The organism is Paenisporosarcina sp. NPDC076907 (assembly GCF_050269735.1).
GTDB lineage: Bacteria > Bacillota > Bacilli > Bacillales_A > Planococcaceae > Paenisporosarcina.
In genome coordinates this window covers 208,024-230,800 of record NZ_JBNNIX010000003.1, presented here as the reverse complement: position 1 = coordinate 230,800, position 22,777 = coordinate 208,024, and the positions used below count along the sequence as shown (strand labels likewise).

At 37.5% G+C, this 22,777-nt stretch carries 26 protein-coding genes and 1 other RNA gene; 15 read left to right on the top strand and 12 right to left on the bottom strand.

Annotated features, from left to right (window positions below; all coding sequences use genetic code 11):
* Positions 1–39: 39 nt before the first annotated feature.
* From ACQKEV_RS12730 to ACQKEV_RS12715, 4 genes are all read left to right on the top strand, one after another.
* Positions 40–429, top strand: coding sequence for a ferritin-like domain-containing protein (locus ACQKEV_RS12730; RefSeq protein WP_427446608.1), 390 nt, complete (start codon positions 40–42; stop codon positions 427–429).
* Positions 430–510: 81 nt separating this feature from the next.
* Entirely contained in the window at positions 511–1,659 is a 1,149-nt protein-coding gene (locus ACQKEV_RS12725) for a DUF445 domain-containing protein (protein WP_427446607.1), read from the top strand.
* A 10-nt stretch (positions 1,660–1,669) separates the two neighbouring features.
* Positions 1,670–2,017 carry a YlbF family regulator gene (locus ACQKEV_RS12720; protein WP_427446606.1) on the top strand — a complete coding sequence of 116 codons (348 nt, stop codon included), beginning with the start codon at positions 1,670–1,672 and terminating at the stop codon, positions 2,015–2,017.
* Positions 2,018–2,334: 317 nt separating this feature from the next.
* A complete protein-coding gene (locus ACQKEV_RS12715; RefSeq protein ID WP_427446605.1) occupies positions 2,335–2,994 on the top strand; it encodes a hypothetical protein in 660 nt (219 codons plus the stop codon).
* 184 nt (positions 2,995–3,178) lie between these two features.
* On the opposite strand, the gene cspC is transcribed toward ACQKEV_RS12715, so the two are convergent.
* On the bottom strand, positions 3,179–3,379 hold the full coding sequence (cspC, locus tag ACQKEV_RS12710) for a cold shock protein CspC (protein WP_016429181.1): 201 nt from the start codon (positions 3,377–3,379) through the stop codon (positions 3,179–3,181).
* A 777-nt stretch (positions 3,380–4,156) separates the two neighbouring features.
* Between cspC and ssrS the strand changes: the two genes are divergently transcribed.
* A non-coding RNA gene (ssrS, locus tag ACQKEV_RS12705) (6S RNA) lies at positions 4,157–4,351 on the top strand.
* A gap of 45 nt (positions 4,352–4,396) precedes the next feature.
* Here the strand turns inward: ssrS and ACQKEV_RS12700 are convergent.
* On the bottom strand, positions 4,397–5,059 hold the full coding sequence (locus ACQKEV_RS12700; protein ID WP_427446603.1) for a CPBP family intramembrane glutamic endopeptidase: 663 nt from the start codon (positions 5,057–5,059) through the stop codon (positions 4,397–4,399).
* A gap of 248 nt (positions 5,060–5,307) precedes the next feature.
* Between ACQKEV_RS12700 and ACQKEV_RS12695 the strand changes: the two genes are divergently transcribed.
* Complete coding sequence (locus tag ACQKEV_RS12695) at positions 5,308–6,090, top strand: enoyl-CoA hydratase (RefSeq protein ID WP_427446601.1); 783 nt, start codon at positions 5,308–5,310, stop codon at positions 6,088–6,090.
* A gap of 44 nt (positions 6,091–6,134) precedes the next feature.
* Here the strand turns inward: ACQKEV_RS12695 and ACQKEV_RS12690 are convergent, their stop codons facing one another.
* Positions 6,135–6,320 (bottom strand): YhzD family protein, encoded by a 186-nt coding sequence (locus ACQKEV_RS12690; protein WP_427446599.1) that lies wholly within the window; start codon positions 6,318–6,320, stop codon positions 6,135–6,137.
* 224 nt (positions 6,321–6,544) lie between these two features.
* Between ACQKEV_RS12690 and ACQKEV_RS12685 the strand changes: the two genes are divergently transcribed.
* Both ACQKEV_RS12685 and ACQKEV_RS12680 read left to right on the top strand, forming a co-directional pair.
* Positions 6,545–7,444: an ABC transporter ATP-binding protein gene (locus ACQKEV_RS12685; RefSeq protein WP_427446598.1), complete on the top strand. Its 900-nt coding sequence runs from the start codon at positions 6,545–6,547 to the stop codon at positions 7,442–7,444.
* The gene (locus tag ACQKEV_RS12680) at positions 7,437–8,705 is read left to right on the top strand and encodes an ABC transporter permease (RefSeq protein WP_427446597.1); all 1,269 of its coding nucleotides are present in this window, start codon (positions 7,437–7,439) and stop codon (positions 8,703–8,705) included. The genes ACQKEV_RS12685 and ACQKEV_RS12680 overlap by 8 nt, the downstream gene beginning before the upstream one ends.
* 88 nt (positions 8,706–8,793) lie before the next feature.
* On the opposite strand, the gene ACQKEV_RS12675 is transcribed toward ACQKEV_RS12680, so the two are convergent.
* Positions 8,794–9,405 carry a Type 1 glutamine amidotransferase-like domain-containing protein gene (locus ACQKEV_RS12675; protein ID WP_427446596.1) on the bottom strand — a complete coding sequence of 204 codons (612 nt, stop codon included), beginning with the start codon at positions 9,403–9,405 and terminating at the stop codon, positions 8,794–8,796.
* 601 nt (positions 9,406–10,006) lie between these two features.
* Between ACQKEV_RS12675 and ACQKEV_RS12670 the strand changes: the two genes are divergently transcribed.
* The 3 genes from ACQKEV_RS12670 to yhaM are packed head-to-tail and all read left to right on the top strand — an operon-like array spanning position 10,007 to position 15,069.
* Positions 10,007–11,227, top strand: a complete 1,221-nt coding sequence (locus ACQKEV_RS12670) for a metallophosphoesterase family protein (RefSeq protein WP_427446595.1) — start codon at positions 10,007–10,009, stop codon at positions 11,225–11,227.
* 9 nt (positions 11,228–11,236) lie between these two features.
* Positions 11,237–14,128, top strand: a complete 2,892-nt coding sequence (locus ACQKEV_RS12665) for an AAA family ATPase (protein WP_427446594.1) — start codon at positions 11,237–11,239, stop codon at positions 14,126–14,128.
* A complete protein-coding gene (gene yhaM / locus ACQKEV_RS12660; RefSeq protein ID WP_427446593.1) occupies positions 14,125–15,069 on the top strand; it encodes a 3'-5' exoribonuclease YhaM in 945 nt (314 codons plus the stop codon). Before ACQKEV_RS12665 ends, yhaM begins: the two co-directional genes overlap by 4 nt.
* Positions 15,070–15,160: 91 nt before the next feature.
* Here yhaM and ACQKEV_RS12655 read toward each other — a convergent pair whose 3' ends face one another.
* The gene (locus ACQKEV_RS12655; protein WP_427446592.1) at positions 15,161–16,054 is read right to left on the bottom strand and encodes a peptidylprolyl isomerase; all 894 of its coding nucleotides are present in this window, start codon (positions 16,052–16,054) and stop codon (positions 15,161–15,163) included.
* Positions 16,055–16,184: 130 nt separating this feature from the next.
* Here ACQKEV_RS12655 and ACQKEV_RS12650 point away from each other — a divergent pair, with 130 nt between their 5' ends.
* Positions 16,185–16,286, top strand: a complete 102-nt coding sequence (locus ACQKEV_RS12650; protein ID WP_269927507.1) for a YjcZ family sporulation protein — start codon at positions 16,185–16,187, stop codon at positions 16,284–16,286.
* A 209-nt stretch (positions 16,287–16,495) separates the two neighbouring features.
* On the opposite strand, the gene ACQKEV_RS12645 is transcribed toward ACQKEV_RS12650, so the two are convergent.
* From ACQKEV_RS12645 to ACQKEV_RS12620, 6 genes are all read right to left on the bottom strand, one after another.
* Entirely contained in the window at positions 16,496–16,681 is a 186-nt protein-coding gene (locus ACQKEV_RS12645; RefSeq protein WP_269927508.1) for a hypothetical protein, read from the bottom strand.
* A gap of 68 nt (positions 16,682–16,749) precedes the next feature.
* On the bottom strand, positions 16,750–17,295 hold the full coding sequence (locus tag ACQKEV_RS12640; protein WP_269927509.1) for a DUF3267 domain-containing protein: 546 nt from the start codon (positions 17,293–17,295) through the stop codon (positions 16,750–16,752).
* Between the two features lie 116 nt (positions 17,296–17,411).
* Positions 17,412–17,981, bottom strand: coding sequence for an HTH-type transcriptional regulator Hpr (locus tag ACQKEV_RS12635; RefSeq protein ID WP_427446590.1), 570 nt, complete (start codon positions 17,979–17,981; stop codon positions 17,412–17,414).
* Positions 17,982–18,153: 172 nt separating this feature from the next.
* Positions 18,154–18,537: a YtxH domain-containing protein gene (locus ACQKEV_RS12630; protein ID WP_427446589.1), complete on the bottom strand. Its 384-nt coding sequence runs from the start codon at positions 18,535–18,537 to the stop codon at positions 18,154–18,156.
* Positions 18,538–18,706: 169 nt separating this feature from the next.
* Positions 18,707–19,231: a tryptophan transporter gene (locus ACQKEV_RS12625; RefSeq protein WP_427446587.1), complete on the bottom strand. Its 525-nt coding sequence runs from the start codon at positions 19,229–19,231 to the stop codon at positions 18,707–18,709.
* 116 nt (positions 19,232–19,347) lie between these two features.
* Positions 19,348–19,773: an HIT family protein gene (locus ACQKEV_RS12620; RefSeq protein WP_427446586.1), complete on the bottom strand. Its 426-nt coding sequence runs from the start codon at positions 19,771–19,773 to the stop codon at positions 19,348–19,350.
* A 114-nt stretch (positions 19,774–19,887) separates the two neighbouring features.
* Here ACQKEV_RS12620 and ACQKEV_RS12615 point away from each other — a divergent pair, with 114 nt between their 5' ends.
* From ACQKEV_RS12615 to ACQKEV_RS12605, 3 genes are read left to right on the top strand one after another with little or no spacing between them, the layout of a single operon-like run.
* Positions 19,888–20,628 carry an ABC transporter ATP-binding protein gene (locus tag ACQKEV_RS12615; protein ID WP_427446585.1) on the top strand — a complete coding sequence of 247 codons (741 nt, stop codon included), beginning with the start codon at positions 19,888–19,890 and terminating at the stop codon, positions 20,626–20,628.
* Positions 20,621–21,814, top strand: a complete 1,194-nt coding sequence (locus ACQKEV_RS12610; protein WP_427446584.1) for an ABC transporter permease — start codon at positions 20,621–20,623, stop codon at positions 21,812–21,814. The genes ACQKEV_RS12615 and ACQKEV_RS12610 overlap by 8 nt, the downstream gene beginning before the upstream one ends.
* Positions 21,815–21,851: 37 nt before the next feature.
* Entirely contained in the window at positions 21,852–22,013 is a 162-nt protein-coding gene (locus ACQKEV_RS12605) for a hypothetical protein (protein ID WP_427457921.1), read from the top strand.
* Between the two features lie 144 nt (positions 22,014–22,157).
* On the opposite strand, the gene ACQKEV_RS12600 is transcribed toward ACQKEV_RS12605, so the two are convergent.
* Positions 22,158–22,766, bottom strand: coding sequence for a DUF3298 and DUF4163 domain-containing protein (locus ACQKEV_RS12600; RefSeq protein ID WP_427446582.1), 609 nt, complete (start codon positions 22,764–22,766; stop codon positions 22,158–22,160).
* Positions 22,767–22,777: the final 11 nt, after the last annotated feature.

The following is a 22,777-nucleotide window of genomic DNA, read 5'->3' as shown; positions in this document are numbered from 1 at the left end:
CCCGCATACGCTAGAAAAAAGGCGTAAAGGAGTGGCCTATTGTTTAATGAACAATTAAAACAAGCCATAGAAGACGAGTATCGTGATTTTTATTTTTATAAATCCATGTTGAAGCTGACGAATGATCCCTATTGGCAATCATTTATTAAGCATGCAATGGAAGACGAAAAAAGTCATTATGAAATGTTCCAACAACTCCATTATATGCTGACCGGTGAATTTGTACAAAATCCCCCTAAACCAAAACCAGCAACTAATCTGAAGCAAGCTGCAAAAGAGTCGCTTGAAAACGAGTTGGCTGGGACCGATTTTTATAAAGAAATGCTGCTTACCGTTCCCATACCCGAAGCCTACAATCCCTTTTTCATTGCCATGCATGACGAAATGGAACACGCGATTAGATTTTCAACGATTTACAATGCATTGTAAATGAGTGAGTGGTTCACATTTTTATCAATCTGCCTTTGTCTGTTATAATAAAAGGCAGATTGACAGAAAAAGGTGAACAACTTGAACTTTATATGGACATTACTTTTCATGGCATTTATTGGCGCATTAATCGGAGGATATACGAATCATCTTGCAATTAAAATGCTTTTTCGCCCTCATGAAGCGAAATATATCGGCAAATGGCGCGTGCCATTTACGCCTGGGCTTATTCCAAAGCGCCGGGATGAACTAGCCAAACAACTAGGCCGGACAGTCGTAGAACATTTATTGACGCCAGAAACCTTTAAAAGACGATTCTTCTCAGATGAGATGAGAAGAAAAGCAGAATTGTGGATTCAAGGTCAACTGACGAAACATTTGTTTGAATCAAACCTGACTCTACAGCAGTGGCTAACTAAAGCAGGGATTGAAAACATTCCATCACTTGTCGAAGATAAGATCGATTCCGTGATTGACGAACAAATCGAATCTCTTGAATCTCGATTTGCATTAAAAACAGTGAAGGAAATTGCGCCAAAACAATGGCAACAACAAGCTGACGAACGCATTCCCGAAATTGTATCGTATATGATTGCAAAAGGGGAAGCCTACTTTGCTTCAGAAGAAGGACGTAAAACGGTTAAAAGATTAATTGACGATTTTCTTTCTTCGAAAGGTACATTCGGTAATATGATTCAAATGTTTATGGGAGAGTCTTCTACTATCGTAGATCGGGTTCAACCAGAAATACAAAAATTCCTTCACGCACCTGGCACATTTGAACTTCTTGCCAATGTAATACGAGGTGAATGGGAGAAATTAAAAGATCGTCCATTAAATGAATTGATTGGTGGATTTGATTTACAGCCTGTCATAGCGGTCGTGAAATCGTATGTAAAACAAGAGTTGGCACTTGAAAAACGTCTGGATGCTACGTTACAATCGTACTGGCCGGAAGGTGCTGACTGGACAGCCCATAACCTGACACCCAAAATGACTGATTTTATATTTGCTCAAGGTGAAATTAAGCTTGAAGAAACGATTCAACGTTTGAAATTAGAAGAGATGGTAGAAGAGCAAGTTGATTCTTTCCCTGTGGAACGTCTTGAAGATTTAGTTTTAGGTATCTCCAGAAAAGAATTTAAAATGATTACAGTGCTTGGTGCATTACTTGGTGGACTTATTGGTTTGATCCAAGGCGGTATTATGTTCGTAATCAATAATATGTAGGAGTGATCACATGACAGTCAACATTTATGATGATATCAATCGATTAGAAAACACATTCAGAAAAACGACAGAATATGCTGCAGTAGAAAAAGCGGTAGGAGAGGTAAAAGCGGATGCACAAGCATTAGCGCTGTTTAAAAGCTTCCGTGATTTGCAAATGACGTTGCAACAAAAGCAAATGCAAGGTGAAGAAATCTCAGGTGAAGAGCTTGAATATGCTCAAAAAACGGCACAACTTGCACAGTCAAACCCTAAAATTGAACAGATGCTTCAAGCAGAGATGGCACTCAGTGGGTTGATTGAAGAAGTTAACCGTGTGCTAATGAAGCCTGTTCAGTCATTATATGAAGGCATTTAAACCGGCTTTTGGCAGTTTTATTTATTGGAGAGTAAATGAATTTGAATGGATACCTGGGACATAATGTTCCAGGTGTTTTTTTGATTGTAAGGGTTGACGTAGGAAAAAAAGGAGATGACGTAAGAAAAAAGTGAGGTGACGTAGGAAAAAATCGTGGTGACGTAGGAAAAATCTTGTCTCCGAAAATAATTCTCTTGAAAGAGGGTATAAATGAAAGAGATAGAAGATAGAAGGGAAAGATAAAGTTGATTTTAATGACTTTTTTACTGACAATAGGCTTAATATTCGTCCATATTTTTTCGAAAAGACTTTATTTTTTGAGTGAGGTTCACCGTCACCGATTTCTTTCGCTATCATCCGGTATCGCAGTTTCTTATGTTTTTGTCTTTTTATTGCCAGAGTTAAACAAATACCAAAAAAAGTTGGAAAGTAGTTTAGATAACAAAATTTTGATTTTACTTGAAGATCATATTTATATGGTGGCCATGCTAGGTCTAATTGTGTTTTATGGATTGGAAATACTAGTAAGAAAAATTAAAAACGTCGATAATTGTTCAGAAGATGCGGAAGCTTCGATGACCATTTTTAAGATACATATCGGTTCGTTTTTTATTTACAATGCAATTATTGGCTACTTGATGATTAGAGGAGAGTATGAAGGTATTATAGGTCATATTATTTACTTCATCGTGATGGGTGTCCATTTGATCACAATTGATTGGAGTTTAAGAGCCTCCCATAAAGATGTATACGACCGGTATGGTAGATGGCTTCTTTCATTTGCAGTGCTAATTGGTTGGGCCGTTGGTGCATTTTTGAATATTCGAGAAGTAGTCGTTTCCATATTAGCGGCGTTTATCGCAGGAGGAATTATTTTAAATGTTATGAAAGAGGAACTCCCTGAAAATCGAAAGAGTAATTTACCAGCTTTTCTTTTTGGAGTTATCAGTTATACGGCATTAATCTTATTTTTATAGTATAAAAAAACGCATTGCATCCAAAAGAGGTTATGCTATAATCTAAGAATCCTTGAAATTGTGTTACTATACTTGAAAAACGACCTCTGCCCACATTGTGAGCAGAGGTTTTTTGCTCTGACTGATTCATTTTGGACAAACAAAAAACAGACTCTACAAAAGTAGAGTCTGTTGAAAGGTTAAATTATGCTTTTTGAACGTTTGAAGCTTGAGCTCCACGAGCGCCTTGCTCAACGTCGAAAGTAACTTTTTGACCTTCGTCTAAAGATTTGAAGCCTTCACTTTGGATAGCTGAGAAATGTACGAATACATCGTCCCCATTTTCACGCTCGATAAAACCAAAACCTTTTTCTGCATTAAACCATTTTACTGTACCTTGTTCCATTTTTGTTGCCTCCTAGTGTGAAATTCACACAATGTAATACTATCCCTGCCCAAAGTGATCATTAAGACGATAAGTTTGAAACGTATACTAATCTTTTACACCGACAAAAATAATTCTTCTTTATCATAGCACCATTCTTTTGGATTAGCAACTGATTTGATTTACTCTAGAAAAAACATAGTCTAAATGATTAGGCTTTTCCATAATCATTCACTTAACAATCCTGGTACAGTGCAGTCTCAATGGTTAATAAAATACTTTTATTTAAGACATCAATTTTCTTTTTTTAACCACCCTAAAAAATTTCTGTACAGATGAAATGAATTAGCCCGAAAAAATGAATGCATTATACAAAAAACCAATGCACTGAATACGTCGCCAACGTGTGTTTTCAAAAATCTAATTTATCTATCCAGTTTGATGTTCCTTCTATAAAGAAAGGATTTATAAAAAATACAATTTAAAATGAATGTTTTCTCACACATGCAATGAAAACACTGATTATGGATGAATGTCAGTCAACAATGTAAATTGTTTGGACGACCTCTTTGACATAAGAAACATAAGACGAAGAGCAAAGGCTTACAAGTCGATGCATGAAATACTTGAAAAGATACAAGAGACGGCTGATATCATTGGGGTTATTATCTTCAAAGCGAGCGATAAATTTGAATCAATGTGGAATAAGAATTAACTATAATTTAATTTAAAACAGTGTTGGTTCGTAAGGACAAAATTCCCATTGAAAGTTCAAAGTTGTTCGTGTTAAGATACCAATACAAGCTGCATTGTTCGTAACAATATTAAGTTTTAACCTTTAAGCTGTTGTAGGGAGTTTTTATAGAAACTGGAATGACATGCCACATTCACTTCGGTCAATGAGGACAGGCAGGATAGTTTCCGCGAACACCCACTTTGAGGAGTGGTGGTCTAAAACTTTCTTATTTTATTTACGGCAAAGGCGGCTTTCAACTTACTAATATAGCCCAGTTCCCCTTTATAGGGAGCTGGGATTTTTTATTTCATTAAATACATAATATAAAAAAGAATGATACCTATATCTGCGAGCATGTGGCTAATTGTCGAAGCGGAAATAGATGCAAAAACCATTCTGAAGCTGCCCCAAAGTAAACCTGCAACCAGGACAGGAATCGTTGCAATCAAACTTAAAGGCATGTCAACGAGAGGAATCAGAACCAACAAATGATAGAGCGTATAAAAAAATGAAGTGACGATGATACTTCCTATCGTTCCTAATTTAACAAGATATCTCGTGTACATAAATTCTCTCCAGTACCATTCTTCCAAAAATGGATTGATGAAAATTAATATAAATATGTAAACCCACACAACCGAACCACTAAATCTCCACGCTACAAGAATTTTAGATACTTCTTCAATTTCAAATAAGTTTCCGATAGCCAATGACATTGAGCTGAAGATGATTATGGCACACAATAATCCGCTAATCAGGCCAGTCATAATAGAAGTTAATGTTCTTTCTTTTTTGATGGATTCATAAAATGAAGATTTGAGTGCTGGATTTCTATAATAAGAAATCAGTGGGATTAAAAAAAGCCAGCTATAAAATAAAACAAAAGTGATGGGTATTGACTCAAAAGTATTGATTCCAAGGAATATCATTATTGTAGGACCGAATAAGTATATTACATTTTTCATTTTGCCTCCTGAATGATGGACTGACTAAATCCTCTCTTCTTTAGTATTGAAATTAAACCGTTGGAATATTCGTCTACTCAGCAAATATAGAATTAACTGGAATCCTCACTATGAGACAGGTTATAGATGTTACTAATGAATACCTATCTGACTTCTGAAGATTTTAATGATCAATTAAAGGATTTTCACTTTGTTTCTCGAATTAGTATTTATATGAATGACTATTCACTCGGAGAGAGGTGTCTACTTTGACATATGAAACAGTAAGTGTAGAAAAAAATGGGCGCTTGGCGACTTTAACGTTAAATCGTCCTCAAAGCATGAATGCTATGAATGCTTTAATGATGAGAGAAATTGCTGAGGCGCTAGAGTGGTTACACGAAGAGAAAGAGGTGCAGGTATTATTAATTAAAGGAGAAGGAAGGGCTTTTTCAGCAGGTGGTGATATTAAAGCCATGCTAGATCCAAATAGTCCGATGGATATTGATTCAGTAATGGGCGATGTTTCTCGTCTGGCGAAGGCGCTTTATACGCTTCCAATGGTAACGATTGCTTCTGTTCATGGAGCGGCTGCAGGGCTAGGGCTTAGTTTAGTTCTTGGGTGTGACGTTGTCATTGCAGAAGAAAACAGTAAACTTGCGATGAACTTCATTGGAATAGGCTTAATTCCTGATGGGGCGGGACATTTCTTCTTGAAAGAAAGAGTCGGTATTCCTAAAGCGAAGCAACTGATTTGGTCAGGAAAAGTGTTAAATGGTCACGAAGCTTTGTCTCTGGGATTAATTGATGAAGTAACTGCTGAAGGCAGAGCATATGAACAAGCGGAAATTTCAGCCGCAAAATTCTTGTCTGCTCCTTTGAAAGCAATGATTGCATCCAAACAAATTTTACATACCCAACATGTTCATGAATTGGAACGAGTGCTGGCACTTGAAAGTTCATCTCAATCAGCTATGCGCCGTACGAAAGATCACTTGGAAGGGATTCAAGCATTTGTTGAAAAACGCAAACCAAGCTTTAAAGGTGTATAAAAGAAAAGTCTGCCTGGAGCGAGATTCGCTTCAAGCAGACTTTTTCAGACGTGAAATAATATAAGTTTTCCTGCATTGTTAACCAATCGATGTGTCTTTTCTGTAAAGTCTTTTTCATCGATTAAATCTTGTCCTTTTGCTTTTGCTTCCTCATCAGAAGCGAACTCCCAAGTTTCTTCGATAATTAATTTTCCGGTTTTTTCAAACGCAGTGAATTTGTAAGGTTTCATAATTACCCAACCTTTCTGAAATGAATGTAGGTTCATTATACAAGTTTTCAAAACAAAAAAATAGTTTAATTGAACTTGGCAAGAATCTGGTGATTTTAGTATTTTTATTAGCGAATAATCAATACGATATTTCTTATTATCCGAATTTTTTGTGTAAATTGTTCATTTTATGGTCCTCGGTATGAGTAGAATAGGTGTGAACAAAAATAGCAAGGAGTGTGAATATGACTTTACAAATAGAGCACGTGACAAAGAAGTTTGGTGATTTCTCAGCAGTAAAAGATTTGTCCATGACTGTAAAAGAGGGTAGCATGTATGGGTTTTTAGGTGCTAATGGAGCTGGCAAAACGACTACTTTCCGTATGATTCTTGGATTACTGGATCCAACGGAAGGGACAATAACTTGGAATGGCCAACCAATCAGCTATGCAAATAGTACACATATCGGATATTTACCTGAAGAACGTGGGTTGTATCCGAAGATGAAAGTAGAAGATCAACTGGTCTATTTGGGTCAGCTACGCGGCTTGAAAAAGAATGATGCAAAAATATCAGCCCATAAATGGCTTGAGCGTTTTGAAGTGCCTCATTATGCAAATAAAAAAGTGGAAGAACTTTCTAAAGGAAATCAACAAAAAATACAAGTGATTGCTTCTGTGATACATAAACCATCATTAATTATTTTAGACGAACCGTTCAGCGGACTCGATCCGGTTAATGTTGAAATGTTGAAAAAAGCCATTATGGATATTCAAAAAGAAGGAGCTACTATCGTCTTTTCCAGTCACCGTATGGATCATGTGGAAGAATTGTGTGAACAGCTGTGCATCATGCATCATGGGGAAGCAATTGTACGAGGATCTTTACGTGACGTAAAGAGAGGGTTTGGGCGTCAAAATGTACGATTGAAAGCGGATTTCGATCTGTCATTTCTAAGTCGAATTGAAGGTGTCGATTCATTCAAGCCTTCAATTGAAGGAGGACTATTTCAAATTTCGGAAGAAAGTACTGCTCATGAACTATTGCGTGCAGCATTGACGAAAGGTGAAATTCGTTATTTTGCTATTGAAGAACCATCCCTTCAGGACATCTTCATTGAAAAGGTGGGCAAAGAACATGCGTGATTTCTGGACTATTTTTAAACAATCATTCTGGACAAAAGCTAAAACGAAATCTTTTGTCATCACGACACTCATTGTGGTGGCTGGAATCTTCCTAATGGCTAATATTGCCACGATAATAACTAAAATTCAGGACGCAGGTGTGTTTGGCTTCGGACCGGAGAAAGATACAATTTATGTAGTTGAAGAAAATGTTCAACTACTCGATCAACTTCAGCAGCAATTAAATGCGTCTGAAACTGGTATCACTTTAAAAGCTACTAGCAAAACAGTGGATGAACTAGAACAGCAGATTACAGATGAAAAAATTGCCAGTTTCTTAGTTTTAGAGTTAGATGAAACAGAAACTATACAAGCAACTTATACATCCGAAAATGCCAATGCTTTTGAACAACCAATGAAAGTTCGTGAAGCACTTCAAAGTGTTCAAACGAATATTAAAGCAAATTCCTTGGAACTTTCAGCAGAAGAAGTCGGTCAATTATTTTCACCGATTCAGTTCGAACAGGATGCTGTCAGTGCCTCTTCTAAATCAGAAGAAGAATTGAGTCAGGCACGTGGTCTCGTGTATGTTTTGATTTTTGTTATTTATTTTGCCGTATTCTATTATTCAAATATGATTGCAACGGAAGTCGCTACAGAGAAATCTTCTAGGGTAATGGAAATCATTATTTCGAGTGTGTCACCTGTTAAACACATGTTTGCAAAAATTGCTGGTGTAGGAACGCTTGGATTGTTGCAAATTGCCTTGTTCGGGGTTGTTGGATTTACTGCATTGAAAACAAGCTCGTCAGACTTGACCACAGGCGTGTTCTCATTTTTCGGGTTTTCGAATGTTAGCATCAGCACAATGATTTTTGCAGTTTTATTCTTCCTGCTTGGTTATTTTTTGTACGCAACGCTTGCAGCTCTTCTCGGCTCACTTGTTAGTCGTACTGAAGATGTCCAACAGCTATTGTTACCTATGACTTTCTTAATTATAATCGCTTCATTCATCGCCTTTTCAGGACTTGGGAATCCGGAAGCATCGTACGTTCAAATCGCTTCGTACTTCCCATTCTTTACACCGCTAGTCATGTTCCTGCGTGTCGGGATGCTTGATTTGCCAATTTGGGAACCATTATTAGGAATAGGGATATTACTAGTCACCATTTTCATTATGGGCTGGTTCGGATCTCGTGTTTATCGCGGGGGCGTATTGATGTACGGCGCCTCACAATCATTGAAAGATATTAAGAAGGCAATGGATTTAGGGAGAAAATAAATAGAATTACTCGAAAAAGTGGGTAAAACATGTCAACGATAAGATATAAAAAACACTGAGTATATAATCTCAGTGTTTTTTGTTATCATCATATTCTTACAAACTTATCACCTAAGACCAATATACCTTCACCATCATTTAATCGTTGAATGGTATAGTCGCATTCTTGTTCTAAATTATCTATATGAAATTCTTTGTCTTGGTAAAGTTGATAATGAGCACAAATAGAAAAATCCACTAATTTTAACCCTCCTAAATTAGTCAAATTCACATTATTCCAATCGTTATGTAGTAAATCGATTATTTTTATACTTGGACCTAATACTAGTGCTCCTGCACTTGTACCCACGATAATTTTTCCTTCTTCACTCATTTGTTTTATAACTTCATCTGCACCACTTTTCTTTAAGAAGTGAAACAAATAAAAGGGATTTCCTCCACTAAGATAAATTACATCAAAGTTCCTTAAAAGATTAGCATCTTCAAACTCCACATCCACAAATTGTACTTCTTTAAAACCTAGTTTTTCTAAAAAAAATTTAGTGAAGATGGCATTTTTATTTCTCTCCTTCCAATTAGATGAAGCTGTTGTAATTATACACGTCGTTAAAAACTCAATTGGTGAAGGGATAAGTTGTATAAAAGCACCACAAATATGCTCATTGTCAAAACCAGAGGAAGTTAACAAAATCTTCTTCATAAAAACACTCCAATCCACTAAGCATCTTCTTCAATTAATGCGTTATATAGATAAAAAAACCCTCTTCTTTTTAATATACCAAAACTTCCCATTTAAGATATAGTAAAAAGGGAACTAAGGACTATCAATTTGATTGCGAATTGATAGTTCTCTTGTGATGTGTTTTAAGTTTTTGCGTCTCAGAAGAAGAACCCGTTAATAACATGTCCTGCTTTCTTTGTTTTATGAATGTTGATTTTGATTGCAAGGGATTCTGCGCTGAACCTATTCCTCCACAATTAGTCGTCGTAGTAAGCTCCATAAAACTAAATAGGAAGCACATTATATTACTGTTTTATTTGGCGATTGTAGTGGAAGGCGGCGACTTCGTCGGGATAAGCGTGTCTAGGTGAGATCCCTCAGTGTAACGAGACTCACGGACCGCCCGCGGAAAGCGTTCACCTGGAACGCAAATCAGCTAACAAGATTAACAGATCTTTTACTATTTATATAATTTTTCTATAATCAATGAATCTTGCCACTGCCCTTCAGACGAGTAGCAATTATTGCATGTGAATGATAAAATAAGAACAAATATTCTATTTTTAAAAGGAGGGAACTTATGACATCCATACGTTTTTTTCACGCAGCTGACCTGCATCTGGATAGTCCGTTTAAAGGTGTTACCTCAATGCCGGATCATCAGTTAAAGACACTTCGTGACAGCACGTTTAGAGCTTTTCAAACACTTATTCAAACCGCCGTTCAGGAAAAGCCGGATTTCGTCTTAATTGTCGGGGATATATATGATGGAGAAGATCGCAGTCTACGTGCACAGCATAAGTTTCAGGAAGGAATGGAAATGCTGAACCGTCATCAAATTCCTGTATTTATTTGTTACGGCAATCATGATCACCTTGCAGGAAAATGGACACGTTTTCAACTTCCGGAAAATGTCCATGTATTTCCGGAGCAAGTAGAGAAGGTTAAACTTCAAATCCGTCAACAAGATGTATACATAAGTGGTTTCAGTTATAAAGAACGACATGTAAAAGATTCTATGATTGCTAGATATGAAGATGCAGTTCAAACAGATTCATTTAATATAGGTATGCTTCACGGCAGTTTGGCAGGAGATACCACACATGCTGTTTACTCGCCCTTCACTAAAGATCAACTTATTAGCAAAAATTATGATTACTGGGCGCTCGGTCATATTCATAAAAGTCAAATTCTTCACCTCGAACCCCCTATTGTTTATCCAGGGAATATTCAAAGTCGTCATCGGAACGAAAAAGGTACAAAAGGGTTCTATGATGTAACACTTGAAAAAGGGAACACACAATTAACTTTTATACCGACTTCAACCATAACCTATGATCAAATCAATTGTTCGTGTACTGAAGTTGTTCATGCAAATGAGTGGTTTGAAATCATTGATTCAGCTATAGAAAATTTCCGTAATGAAAATGGTGCCGGCGTAGTGGAAATCCATTTAACTGATGTGGATGCCGATACGCTCTCGATGCTCGATGCCACCCCAATGGAGGAATGGCTATCGATGGTACGAGAGACGCAAGAACTGAAGGATCCATATATTTGGATACACGCTATCACAATGGATGTTTCAGAAGCTCTTGAAATGGAATCGAGTGGGCTGACTGAACATGTCATTTCTATCATGGACACATGGGATGCAAAACAATGGAAAGAAATTGTCAGTGATGTTTATCAACATCCTAGACTAAGCCGTTATATGGAAAATTTAACGGATGACGATTATGAGGCCATACACTTAGAGGCTCGTTCAATTATCCAAAAAGATCTGATAGGAAAGGAGTGAGTACTTTCCATGCAAATTCAAAAACTAGTGATTTATGGCTTCGGACAGCATGAAGATGTGACAATCGAGTTGAAAGATGGAATTAATGTATTTTATGGATGGAATGAAGCGGGAAAAACAACCATTCAACAATTCATTTTATCGATTCTTTTTGGCTTTCCACTTCGTAATCAAACCCAAATGAGGTATGAACCAAAAGGTGGGGGAAGATATGGGGGACAAGTTTACATCAAACATGGTGAGTTTGGAGACGTAGTAATTGAACGAGTCAAAGGGAAATCCGCGGGTGATGTAACGGTTTATTTTGAAGATGGCTCGAGAGGTCAAGAAGAATCATTAAAAAAAGTTCTTTACCGCTATGACCGGAACTCGTTTGAATCGATTTTTTCCTTTTCTATTCATCAATTACAAAACTTTGACAAGATGACCGAAGAAGAACTTAGCAGGACACTCCTGTCTTCAGGAACAACGGGAGTCGACTCTTTAGCTAGACTTGAACAACGGGCGACTAAAGAGTTGAATAGCTTATTTAAAAAATCTGGAAAAAATCCAGAAATGAATGTAAAGATAGAAGAAATTCGTTTACTGGATCAGTCGCTCAAAGAAGCACGAACGAAATTTGATCAATATGAACCGTCCATTTTACGTATTGCTGAAATAGATAGAGAGCTTGAAACATTAAACAGTGCTGAGTTGAAACTCAAATATCAAAATGAACAGTTTGCCAAACATCGTCAAGCCAAACCTTTAATGGACAGACTGAACCATCTGCAGTCAGAACTGGCGGATATTCAGCAATCGGCTTTCCCAGTAGATGGTATTCGTCGATATGAAACAATTAAGGACCGCATGCATGAAGTGCGAATTCAATTGGAACGACTTCAACAGTCAATTCAGCTACAGCAGCAGCAAGCCAATGAATTGTGGTCGGTCGAGCAAACAAGAAGTTTGGAAGAACTATTGGCTAAAGAATCTGAGTGGCACCACTGGATGCTTCGTAAGCAACAGCTGGTTAGCGAACTTGACCAAGTTAAGCTGGATATACAGCAACAAGGACGCATGCTTGGAATCAAGGACAAATACCATTTTGCTCAAGTGTTGGAAATGGATGTGTCACTTCAAAATGAAGAATTCTTCCAACAAGTGATGCATCGTTTACAGCAAGCTGAAGAAAATATTCGTTTTGAACTACAGAGCTGTGATCGAATAAAAATCGAAAAAGAAGAGACTGAACGGAGAATAGAGCAACTCCGTGCGACAGCTCCAACTGAAAAAGAACTGCATAAAAGTGAGAATGTGCAAAAACTGATAAGAGAAGTATCAGAGTTGAAAGCCCGTCAGAAACTAGAGAAACAACCGGCAAAAATGGATACAAACATCCCCCACATCATCACGGCACTAATCTTTATCGCGGGAATTATGGGAGCAATCTTTTCAGGGAATTGGATATTTGCGATCGGAGGCATGATGTTAGCAGGACTCATCTTTGTCCTTCTGAAAAAAATGAATGTGTCACCTGATAGGGAGGCAGTCGATTATTCTTCGCAGATTGTAACATTGGAAGAGGAGTTGTCCAAAGCTGAGCATTTGGCTAATCAAGTAAGATTGTATAACGAGCGTTTGGATCAGCTTAAACAAAAATACCAAGATCAACAACGTGTGATATTGAACATTGAACATAGCCTAAATATGGAAGAAGAAAAACAAAAAGAAACGAAAGAGGCATTATCTGATTTCCTGAAACTTCATGGATTTACAGAGTTACTGCATCCACGATTGTTCCCGGAACTCTTTAAACGCATTCGCCATATTCAGGAACACCAGCAAATGATTTCACAAAAGACTACTGAAGTTCAATCGCTGGAAGAAAATATCAAGGCAAGACTTGAAGAAATGTCTGATGCAACGGGTGAAGCGCTTTCCAAAGAGCATGCCTATCATCGTTTGCGAGAACTCTTTAACACGGTTAAAGGAAAACGAAGAGAGCATGAAATTTATCAAGAGAACATGAAAGATTGGAAAGTCCAGCTCACAGAAAAAGAGAAATTACTTCATGCACATTCAGAAGAAATACAAAAGCTATGGAACGAGGCGCAAGTTGATTCCGAACATGATTTTTATCAAGCGGATGTTGCATTCCGTTTGAAACAATCCCTGTTACAGGAACTTCAATCGATTCAAGCTCAACTCCAATCAATCGGAGAAATCTCCACATCTTTGGGAGAAGATCAGGAACAAGAAGCCTATATGGCTCATATGATAGAACAAGCGGACAAGCTTTCTAGTTCCCGACATGATTTATTAGAGGAAAAAGCCTTGCTCCGTCAGCAAACCACCTCCATGCTGAGTGATGAGCATTATGGAGATACACTTCAAAAATTGGAACAGAAGAAAACTGAGCTTGCTGAACTAGCCTATAAATGGTCAGTCAACAAAGCTGTTTCAGAAGCCATCAAGCAAACAATAAGCAACTTGAAAGAAAATCGACTCCCTACCGTACTAGAAAAGGCCCAGCAATTTTTCAAACACCTAACAAATGGGCGATATGAAACTTTAGAAGTGAACGATTCGGGAACTTTCGAAGTGGTTCATGAAAAAGGCATGCGATATCAAATTGTTGAATTGAGCCAGGCAACTAAAGAACAAGCATATATTGCGATGCGATTTGCATTGGCAGAGTCACTGCTTAATTCTGTTCCTTTTCCTTTAGTCATGGATGATCCTTTTGTTCATTTCGATCGTTTCCGTGTGAAACAAATGGTACAATTAATGACAGATTTAGAAAAACAGCATCAATTTTTATATTTCACATGTCATGAAGAGATGACAACAATTTGGACTCATGCACACATCATTGATGTGGCATCGATGCATAAGGAAAGGAGAGTGTCGTCGGTATGAAAGGTAAAGGCATTACAAGCTTAGCGGTTGGCGAAACTGTCGATCACTATCTATTAATCAAGCAATCTACGAAAGCTTTCACAACAACCGGAAATCCTTTTATGACCCTGATTCTTCAAGACAGAAGTGGGGATATTGAAGCAAAGCTCTGGGATACAAATGAAGAGCACGAAACGTTGTACCATGCGGAAGCAATTGTTCGGGTTGGTGGAGAAATTCAGCACTATCGCGGGAAAAATCAATTACGAATTAAAAGCATACGTGCAGTAAAAGACGATGAAGGCATTTCTTTAAGTGACCTCGTTCCATCTGCGGAAAAAGCAAAAGAAGTATTATTTGAGGAGCTCATGCAGTTCTTCTTCGAAATGAAGAACCCTCAAATTCAACGTATAACACGTCATTTGCTGAAAAAACATCAAGCAGCAATCATGACTTATCCAGCAGCTACAAAAAATCATCACGATTATGTCTCGGGATTAATTGATCATGTCGTGTCTATGTTGAAGCTAGGTAAATCCTTATGTGATTTGTACCCTTCATTGAATAAAGATTTACTATATGCTGGCATTATTTTGCATGATGTTGGAAAAGTGACTGAATTATCTGGTCCAATCGCAACCTCTTATACGATTGAAGGGAATTTATTAGGGCATATCACCATTATGGTTAATGAAATCTCAAAAGCGGCAGAAGAATTGAAAATTGAAGGGGAAGAAGTAATGCTCCTTCAACATATGGTCTTGTCACACCATGGAAAAGAAGAGTGGGGCAGTCCAAAAAAACCAATGCTACGCGAGGCGGAAATCCTTCACTATATTGATAATATTGATGCAAAAATGAATATGCTGGATCGAGCATTAAAGAAAACAAACTCTGGAGAGTTTTCCGAGCGTTTATTCCCACTCGACAATCGATCATTCTACAAGCCTACGTTTGAATAGGAAGAGTGACAAGAAAACAAGAATTAAGCTGAGTACAAATAGAAATAACAAAAAGGCGCTTCCTCAAATGGGAAGCACCTTTCATGCATTTTTATTCAGCAGCAGGTTCTGCTGGTTCAGGATTTAAAAGTTGATCAATTGCACCTTTTAAGTCCTCATCCTTAATTTTAATATCTGCTTCTTTCATTAACTTAGAAACTTTAGGAAGCAATTTTGTTTGATCAGCTTTTTGCATTTTTAGTGTCTTCGTAATTTCTGCTTTTTTATCTTCGAATGAACCAACATCCGCTTCACGCTTGTCCGTTACTTGAATAATGTGATAACCGAATTCAGATTTAACGGGCTCACTGATTTTGTTTACTTCCAATGCTAATGCTGCATCAGAAAATTCTTTTACCATTTTGTCTGGAGTAAACCAACCAAGTTCTCCACCTGATTGCTGTGCTGCTTGTTCAGTTGAAAATTCTTTTGCTACTGCAGCAAAGTCAGCGCCACCATCTAGCTTCGCTTTAACTTCTTTGGCAGTTGCTTCGTCAGCCACTAATACGTGACGTGCATTAATTTCAGTTTTCATGTTCTCGTATTGAGCTTTTACTTCTTCATCAGTAACTTTAACATCTTCAGTCATCGCTTTTTCTTGTAATAAGTTTAAGCGAAGGTATTTTTTATAGCTCTTTTCAGTTTGACCTTGCTGTTCAAGATATTGATCAAAGCTTTCGCCCATTTCTTTTTTCTCTTTGTCAAATTGAGCGTTTACTTCTTTGTCCGTCACTTCATATTCTGAAGCTAAAACCTTTTCGATAATTAAAACTTGAAGTGCTTGTTTTCCAACAGATTCTTTCATTTCTTCGTAAAGTTCATTTTTCGTAATATCGCCAGCTTTGGACGTTACAATTGCTTTTTCGTCAGATGCTGAGTCACCATTACAAGCTGATAAAGCCAATACAGATGCTGCTAAAGTCAGTGTTAAAACAGTTTTTTTCATGGGTAATCTCTCCTAACTATCTTCTTGATGCCGTAGTTACTATACCATAAACGACGAAAAAACAAAAATGGTTCCCACATTTGCCTACGCTTGTTGAACACAAGAGCATACGATAACAAAGAGGAAGGGGGTGTGCGAAGTGAGTGGTGGATATCCGCAACAATCCAGCTTTGCGTTAATCGTAGTATTATTTATTCTTTTGATCATCGTAGGTGCAGCATTCTTGTGCTAATTTAGAAATCAGAACAAGCGAATAAAGACTGACTCTGACGTTACATCTACTTAAGTGAACAAGATTTTATAATAAGTGTTGAAACGGCGGTTCAGACTTACGCTTATGCTGAACAAAGAGACTCTCTTAACTTGTGAGTTTCTTCAAAAAGTATGCTTTATTTTTAAAAGAAAAAGTCCATTTGCCTGGAGCCAGGCGAATGGACTTTTTTATGCGGTTAATAAAATTTCTACATAAAAGGAAATAAGTAAAATCGTTACCAATACATTTATGGTACGAAAAATCTTATTTTGTTTTTCTTCAGGAATTTCTCGTTGCGCACATAATGCGTAAGTCATGCGATTAATCTGGAATAAATACACAATCGAGAACAGTACAACTACTGCGATAATCACGTTTATTCCTCCCCTCTGCCAATCTTAACAATCATAACAAAATCACGGTAAAATGAACAGCAATCCGACTAAATTGTAGCAGGAGGAACAAGAATTTCATATCCTGTTTCCGTTTCTTCAATCAGCGCTTTTTTTGGTGATCGGGCAAGATTTTTAATATATAACAAATCAATCAAACAGAGACCACAATGGTAAGCTAGCAACATCGTAAAATAGTGACCAAATTCAGGGAACATAAATGCTCCAGCGATAAGCAAGCTGTTCAATATAAAGAATGGAGCTAGTAAAGCGAATAAGAAACGCTTTTTCGGTACAGGCTCTTTTATTCGAAGTGATAATATCGGCATGAAATTGAATTGAGTCTTTACTGAGAAGTGAATGCGGTTGCGATAGCCAATCAATGGTAGAAAATGAAGACTTTTATGAACCGGATACAACAACATGAAGCTGAGTAAAAAAACAGCAAATCTATCATCCGAAAGGCGATCGTCGTGTAGGATTTCGAGCATGACATAAAAAAGTGAAAAGACAGCAACGACGAGTAGTGACGATAACATGAAAATACGGTCAAATCCGTATTGTTTTTTTACATTAATGGTTTTCCAGCAGTGCACTGTATGCATCTCCTATTGTAAAAAAATATGCTTGCAGATACATACATTACGATGTTTTGATAAAAAAAGCAAGCCTACAATTGTTACAAATTCGATAGCGTTTTCAAACCCTGCTATTACTGACTTTTACTTGAAACGGTCGGTTTAATATTTCCAATCTTCTCATCAAATGATTGATCGATATTTTTAAATGAATGTTCAAAGATTTCCATGAAATCATCGCCATAAATATTTCGAATGACAGCCATGACTTCCATGAATTCCGGAAAACGCCCATATAAATCTTTTAGGGGCATGGATCCTTCAATTACGGAGTGCTGGGAATCATGGTAATGTTCGATCATATTCATTAACAACTCTTCACCTTGTTCAGTTAGTTCGACATACGTATTTCGCTTGTCGTCTTCACGTTTAGAAAATGACAATAACCCTCGTTCTTCCAATTTTTTTGAAAAGTTGAAGGCAGTTGAAACATGCATAACTCCAAACTTTGCAACATCTGAAATCGAAGCTCCTTTTAAATGATATGAAATCCATAAAATATGATGCTCATTAATATTCAAGTCATAAGGTTTTATCCATTGCTGCCAATCTTTTTCCACTGCTTTCCACAGTGCTTTCGACAGCTGGGCAATTCGCTGGCTGTATAGCATAGCCTCTTTCATTGTGTACATTTGTTCAGACATGTCGTCACCTTCTTCCTGAAAAAATCAATTTCTATCATTATAGCAATAAAGTAAAGATCTGCATAGTTAGAATGTTGGAAATATTATGATTTGAATAGCATTTAGTTGAGTTGATGTAATGAGTCCGAACAATAAAAAAGCCCTGCATATGTGTGCAGGGCAACTTTATACCTTATGAATTGGCAGGTGCAGGGTCTTTTTGATGCTTAGTAATTGATTTTTCAAGTTCTTCCATAGCCAATTGGATTGAAGCAATTTCATTTTGTAGACTCTCCTGGATAGGGGCAGTTTCGGACTGCCATTGTTGTACGGATTGTTTTAATTCATTAATCGTTTGTGGTACATCAGTCTTTGCAGTTTTAGTTAAACCAGCTATCGATTGTTTCAAATCGCTTATTTGAAATTTAACTTCAGATAATTTCTCTTTCCAGTCAGAAGATGCCGTTTTGACATTCGAACGTAAATCGCTACCAGATTGAGGAGTAGAGAATAAGACCGCTGCTGATCCTGCCACAACACCTGAAACGAGACCAACAAAAAAAGTAGAAGCTTTCATTATAGACGCACTCCCTTCATATATATGTATACTATTCCTTCATTTCAATTAATTAAAACATGTAGGACAAGCCAAAACAACATGAAATGCAAAAAGCGCCCAGTTAGCCAAGCGCAGGCGCTGAAAAGCACAAAAAAAGGCCTGCCATTATAGGCAGACCATAGATAGATTAATTTGAAAAAGCAGTATCGAATTTCGATCGTTTAACCAATTTCGTTACAATCGGGAAAATAAAGAAGAATGCAATGGCATTCAGTGCAACAGTCGGTAACACGACTCCGATCACTAATCCTCCAAACGGAACATCCACACCTAGTACAAAAATGGCAACAGAAAGGAAAATGATTCCTGACAGAAGTGTACCTATTCCGGCAAGTGCAATTGCTACGGGAAGTTTCTTTGTAAAATGCTTCAATGCAACAACTACTGCGAAAAATACAAATGCTGTTACAAACTTATCCACGATGTTTGGTAGAAAACCTGCTGGAAAAGTTGAAAACAATCCAGATATCACACCAGTTGTCAGTGCTAGTAAAAATACATGTGATGCTTTAGGAAATAATAGAATTCCAATGAACATCATCGTTAACATAAAGTCAGGTTTCATCCCGCCGCCGAAACCTGGAATGATTAAGTACAATGCGGCACCAACACCGACTAGAAGGGCCATTAAAACTAAATTTTTTGTATTCATTTGCTCATCTCTCCTCAACTATTCTAAACTATTTTTTAGCATCTCCTGGCGTATCCTGTGATCGACAGCGAGAAACATACTCAAGATTTTACAAGCTAAAGCAGATAATTGCAAGTTTACTTGCTTAAATTCGATTTGATTTGCTCTGCATACTCAGCGAACATTTCAGTTGTAAATTGTTTTTCTTTCGTTTGCCAAGTAGCTTTAAATCCATCCGTTTGATCGTATCTAGGGATGAAATGAAGATGGAAGTGAAAAATACTCTGACCGGCAGGAGCCCCGTTATTATTCAATAAATTCATGCCTGCTGGTTGAAAAGATGCTTTTATTGATTCAGCAATTTTCGGTGCCACAGAAAATAATTGTCCAGCTTCTTCCGGTGACATGTCATATACATTTTCATGGTGTTTTTTAGGAATTAACAACGTATGTCCTTTTGTTAGTGGCATAATATCCATAAAGGCCAATACATGCTCGTCCTCATACACTTTTGTACTAGGAATTGAACCGTCTACAATTTTACAAAATAAACACTCACTCATTATGGGTCACGTCCTTTCAAGATATGGTCATAAGTTTATCATACAAAGAAGTGACAAGTGAAAAGCCATACAGCATTTTTTTTGATAAAATAAAGAATAAAAGGGGTGTATCAGATGAACGTATTGGAAGTAAACGCAGTAACAGGTGGCTATACACGAAAACCAGTCATTCATGATTTATCCTTTTCAATTGCACCTGGTGAATTAGTAGGTCTTATCGGTCTGAACGGGGCAGGGAAAAGTACAACCATTAAACATATTATCGGCTTGATGAATCCAAAAGACGGAGAAATCCGTTTGAACGAAGTAACGATGCAGGAAAATATGGATGCCTATCGTTCATCATTTTCATATATTCCGGAAACTCCCGTATTGTATGACGAACTGACATTAAAGGAACATTTGGAACTGACCGCCATGGCCTACGGGTTAGATGAAGCAACTTTGGCAGCTCGTTCAGAAGTATTGTTGAAGGAATTCCGGATGGAAAAACGCTTAAATTGGTTCCCGTCACATTTTTCAAAAGGAATGCGCCAAAAAGTTATGATAATGTGTGCCTTTTTAGTAAATCCTTCATTATATATTATCGATGAGCCTTTCGTTGGGCTTGATCCTCTCGGGATTCAATCGTTACTTGATCAAATGAATGAAAAGAAACAGAGTGGCGCTTCTGTCCTCATGTCTACGCATATTTTATCGACAGCAGAGCGATATTGCGATCGTATATTGTTATTGCACAATGGACGCATTCGTGCGCAAGGGACAATGAATGATTTAAGAGCAGCCTTCAATATGCCGCTTGCTACTCTTGACGATTTGTACATCGCAATGACGAAGGAGCAAGACCATGAATAACCTGCATGATGTATGGAGAATACGATTTCTTCATTACATAAACGAACTTCAGAAATACATGAAATATGTGTTTACGGGGCATCTGGCGCTAGTATTTGTTTTTGTCCTTGGAGCGGGTGGTTATCAATATAGCGAATGGCTGAAGACTGCACCAGATGATTTTCCTGCAACATGGTTAGTAGCGGTTGTGATTGGGATTTTACTTGCTTTCAGTTCGCCGACAACTTTGATTCGTGAACCGGACCAAGTATATTTGTTGCCTCTTGAATCGAAGTTAATGAGTTATATGAAAAAAGCTTTATCTTGGACTTTTTGGTCTCAACTTTTTATCGTCGTCCTACCATTTGTTATTGCTATTCCTTTACTGCGTCAAGTTAGCGATGTTTCACCTTTGCTACTTGGTGTTATGTTTATCGCAATCTTATTATTGAAGTGGTGGAATGTTCATGTAGTGTTTGCATTCAGATGGGCGAATCGGGGACAAGGGGTATTGGGGGATCGTTTTGTACGAGCTCTAATTTCGAGTGCTGTCCTTGCAGCAGTTTTTCATACAAATCCTATATATATAGTGTTACTGCTTATTCCTGTAATCTTTTACTTTATGGCATGGAATCGTCAACTGAATGGACAACCATTTCCTTATGAACACTTTGTGAAAATAGAACAAAATCGTATGTTACGTTTTTATCGCTTCGCAAATTATTTCACGGATGTTCCTCATATACGGGGAAGCATTCATCGTCGTCCTTGGATGGATTGGCTGTATCGTATGATTCCATTCCAGCAATTAAAAGCACAAAATTATCTAGTATTCCGTACTTTTGTACGCACAGATGATACTTTCTATTTATGGCTTCGCTTAACGGGGCTGTCAGCTTTAGGTGCGGCATTCATCGGTATTCCAGTTGTGGTGATGATTTTCGTGGGTGCGCTGGCTTTTGCTTCCGCTATTCAAATCAAACAAGCTCTTTCTTCATCAAGTGAATTCCGCATGGATATGCTCTTTCCCTTGACCGAGAGTGCTCGTAATCAGTCGGTAATGAAATTAGTAAGAGTAGTACAAGTTTTGCAAGCAATCATCGTGCTGATTGCTGTACTTATTGCAGGAATGGAGCAAGATATTTTATTAGTCTTGCCTCTAATTATCGTAGTAGTTAGTGAGATTACATTAAGAATGAGCAAATAGAAAACAAAAAGGTCTCATAGCCCGCTGTAAAGGGGTTATGAGACCTTTTTATACATATATGGCTGTCGAGCAAAGCGAACAGCCCCATTTAAAGGTTAAAAACATTCAAATGGCCCCACCAGATGTTGCTTTGGTGGGTGTTTCTGTGAAAGATGTGTTGCCATTTGGTTCCGTTTTGAAAGCTCAGTCTGACTTTTAGACATTCACGTCTGAAAAAAATGAGAGGACGTCTGAAAAATGAAGCATCACGTCTGAAAAAACGAGGTTGACGTCTGAAAACACCACATTCTCAAAACAAGTGACACATTTTTTAATCCCTAAAAGGTTTCATTTAAATGTTCGGTCAGAACGGCAATAATTTTTCGAGTGGACCATCTGGCTGAATGATATCTTGGATGTCGAGTATTGGAATAGGGAAGTATGGGAAGCCCCAAACGTAAGGTGTGATTTCGTAGAGTTGGAAGTAAATGACCAGTGAATGATCTGCAAAGTAGAAATCTTGGTCAGGTCTGATTTTAGTGAACGGTTCCAGCAAATCAATATCCCAATCTTTGATTTTCTGTCCGATTATTTTTGATAAAACCGTAACGTAATCACTATCAGGTTTGAATAAGTCCTTTAATTCATACTGTTTTCCAGTTGTCACATCAAAGGATAGTGCTTTGACAATGGTCATGCCGTGAGCACCGCCAGTAAATGCATAAACGGTTAAAGTCAAACTTAGTATATTGCGTTCGTTTGTTTTGATTTCAAATTCTCCAACCATTTCTTGTAGACTTGGTTCATGATATCCAAGCTCGACCATTGTTTGATTTAACGTTGAGACAATGGCGGAGTTTATCTTCAATTCCGCTTGGGGATTGGCTAGGCCAATTACAAAAGGATAGTATACGTTAATTTTGGGTGATTTTTTTTGAAGAATTTTGTGTCCAATCGCTACCGGTAAATCCATTCATTCATCCT

Excerpts from the sequence above, each read along its gene's own strand:
- ACQKEV_RS12720 (WP_427446606.1), top strand. The coding sequence starts at position 1,670 with ATGACAGTCAACATTTATGATGATATCAATCGATTAGAAAACACATTC.
- cspC (WP_016429181.1), bottom strand. The coding sequence starts at position 3,379 with ATGGAACAAGGTACAGTAAAATGGTTTAATGCAGAAAAAGGTTTTGGT.
- ACQKEV_RS12700 (WP_427446603.1), bottom strand. The coding sequence starts at position 5,059 with ATGAAAAATGTAATATACTTATTCGGTCCTACAATAATGATATTCCTT.
- ACQKEV_RS12690 (WP_427446599.1), bottom strand. The coding sequence starts at position 6,320 with ATGAAACCTTACAAATTCACTGCGTTTGAAAAAACCGGAAAATTAATT.
- ACQKEV_RS12685 (WP_427446598.1), top strand. The coding sequence starts at position 6,545 with ATGACTTTACAAATAGAGCACGTGACAAAGAAGTTTGGTGATTTCTCA.
- ACQKEV_RS12680 (WP_427446597.1), top strand. The coding sequence starts at position 7,437 with ATGCGTGATTTCTGGACTATTTTTAAACAATCATTCTGGACAAAAGCT.
- ACQKEV_RS12675 (WP_427446596.1), bottom strand. The coding sequence starts at position 9,405 with ATGAAGAAGATTTTGTTAACTTCCTCTGGTTTTGACAATGAGCATATT.
- ACQKEV_RS12670 (WP_427446595.1), top strand. The coding sequence starts at position 10,007 with ATGACATCCATACGTTTTTTTCACGCAGCTGACCTGCATCTGGATAGT.
- ACQKEV_RS12665 (WP_427446594.1), top strand. The coding sequence starts at position 11,237 with ATGCAAATTCAAAAACTAGTGATTTATGGCTTCGGACAGCATGAAGAT.
- yhaM (WP_427446593.1), top strand. The coding sequence starts at position 14,125 with ATGAAAGGTAAAGGCATTACAAGCTTAGCGGTTGGCGAAACTGTCGAT.
- ACQKEV_RS12655 (WP_427446592.1), bottom strand. The coding sequence starts at position 16,054 with ATGAAAAAAACTGTTTTAACACTGACTTTAGCAGCATCTGTATTGGCT.
- ACQKEV_RS12635 (WP_427446590.1), bottom strand. The coding sequence starts at position 17,981 with ATGTCTGAACAAATGTACACAATGAAAGAGGCTATGCTATACAGCCAG.
- ACQKEV_RS12630 (WP_427446589.1), bottom strand. The coding sequence starts at position 18,537 with ATGAAAGCTTCTACTTTTTTTGTTGGTCTCGTTTCAGGTGTTGTGGCA.
- ACQKEV_RS12625 (WP_427446587.1), bottom strand. The coding sequence starts at position 19,231 with ATGAATACAAAAAATTTAGTTTTAATGGCCCTTCTAGTCGGTGTTGGT.
- ACQKEV_RS12620 (WP_427446586.1), bottom strand. The coding sequence starts at position 19,773 with ATGAGTGAGTGTTTATTTTGTAAAATTGTAGACGGTTCAATTCCTAGT.
- ACQKEV_RS12615 (WP_427446585.1), top strand. The coding sequence starts at position 19,888 with ATGAACGTATTGGAAGTAAACGCAGTAACAGGTGGCTATACACGAAAA.
- ACQKEV_RS12610 (WP_427446584.1), top strand. The coding sequence starts at position 20,621 with ATGAATAACCTGCATGATGTATGGAGAATACGATTTCTTCATTACATA.
- ACQKEV_RS12605 (WP_427457921.1), top strand. The coding sequence starts at position 21,852 with ATGAGACCTTTTTATACATATATGGCTGTCGAGCAAAGCGAACAGCCC.
- ACQKEV_RS12600 (WP_427446582.1), bottom strand. The coding sequence starts at position 22,766 with ATGGATTTACCGGTAGCGATTGGACACAAAATTCTTCAAAAAAAATCA.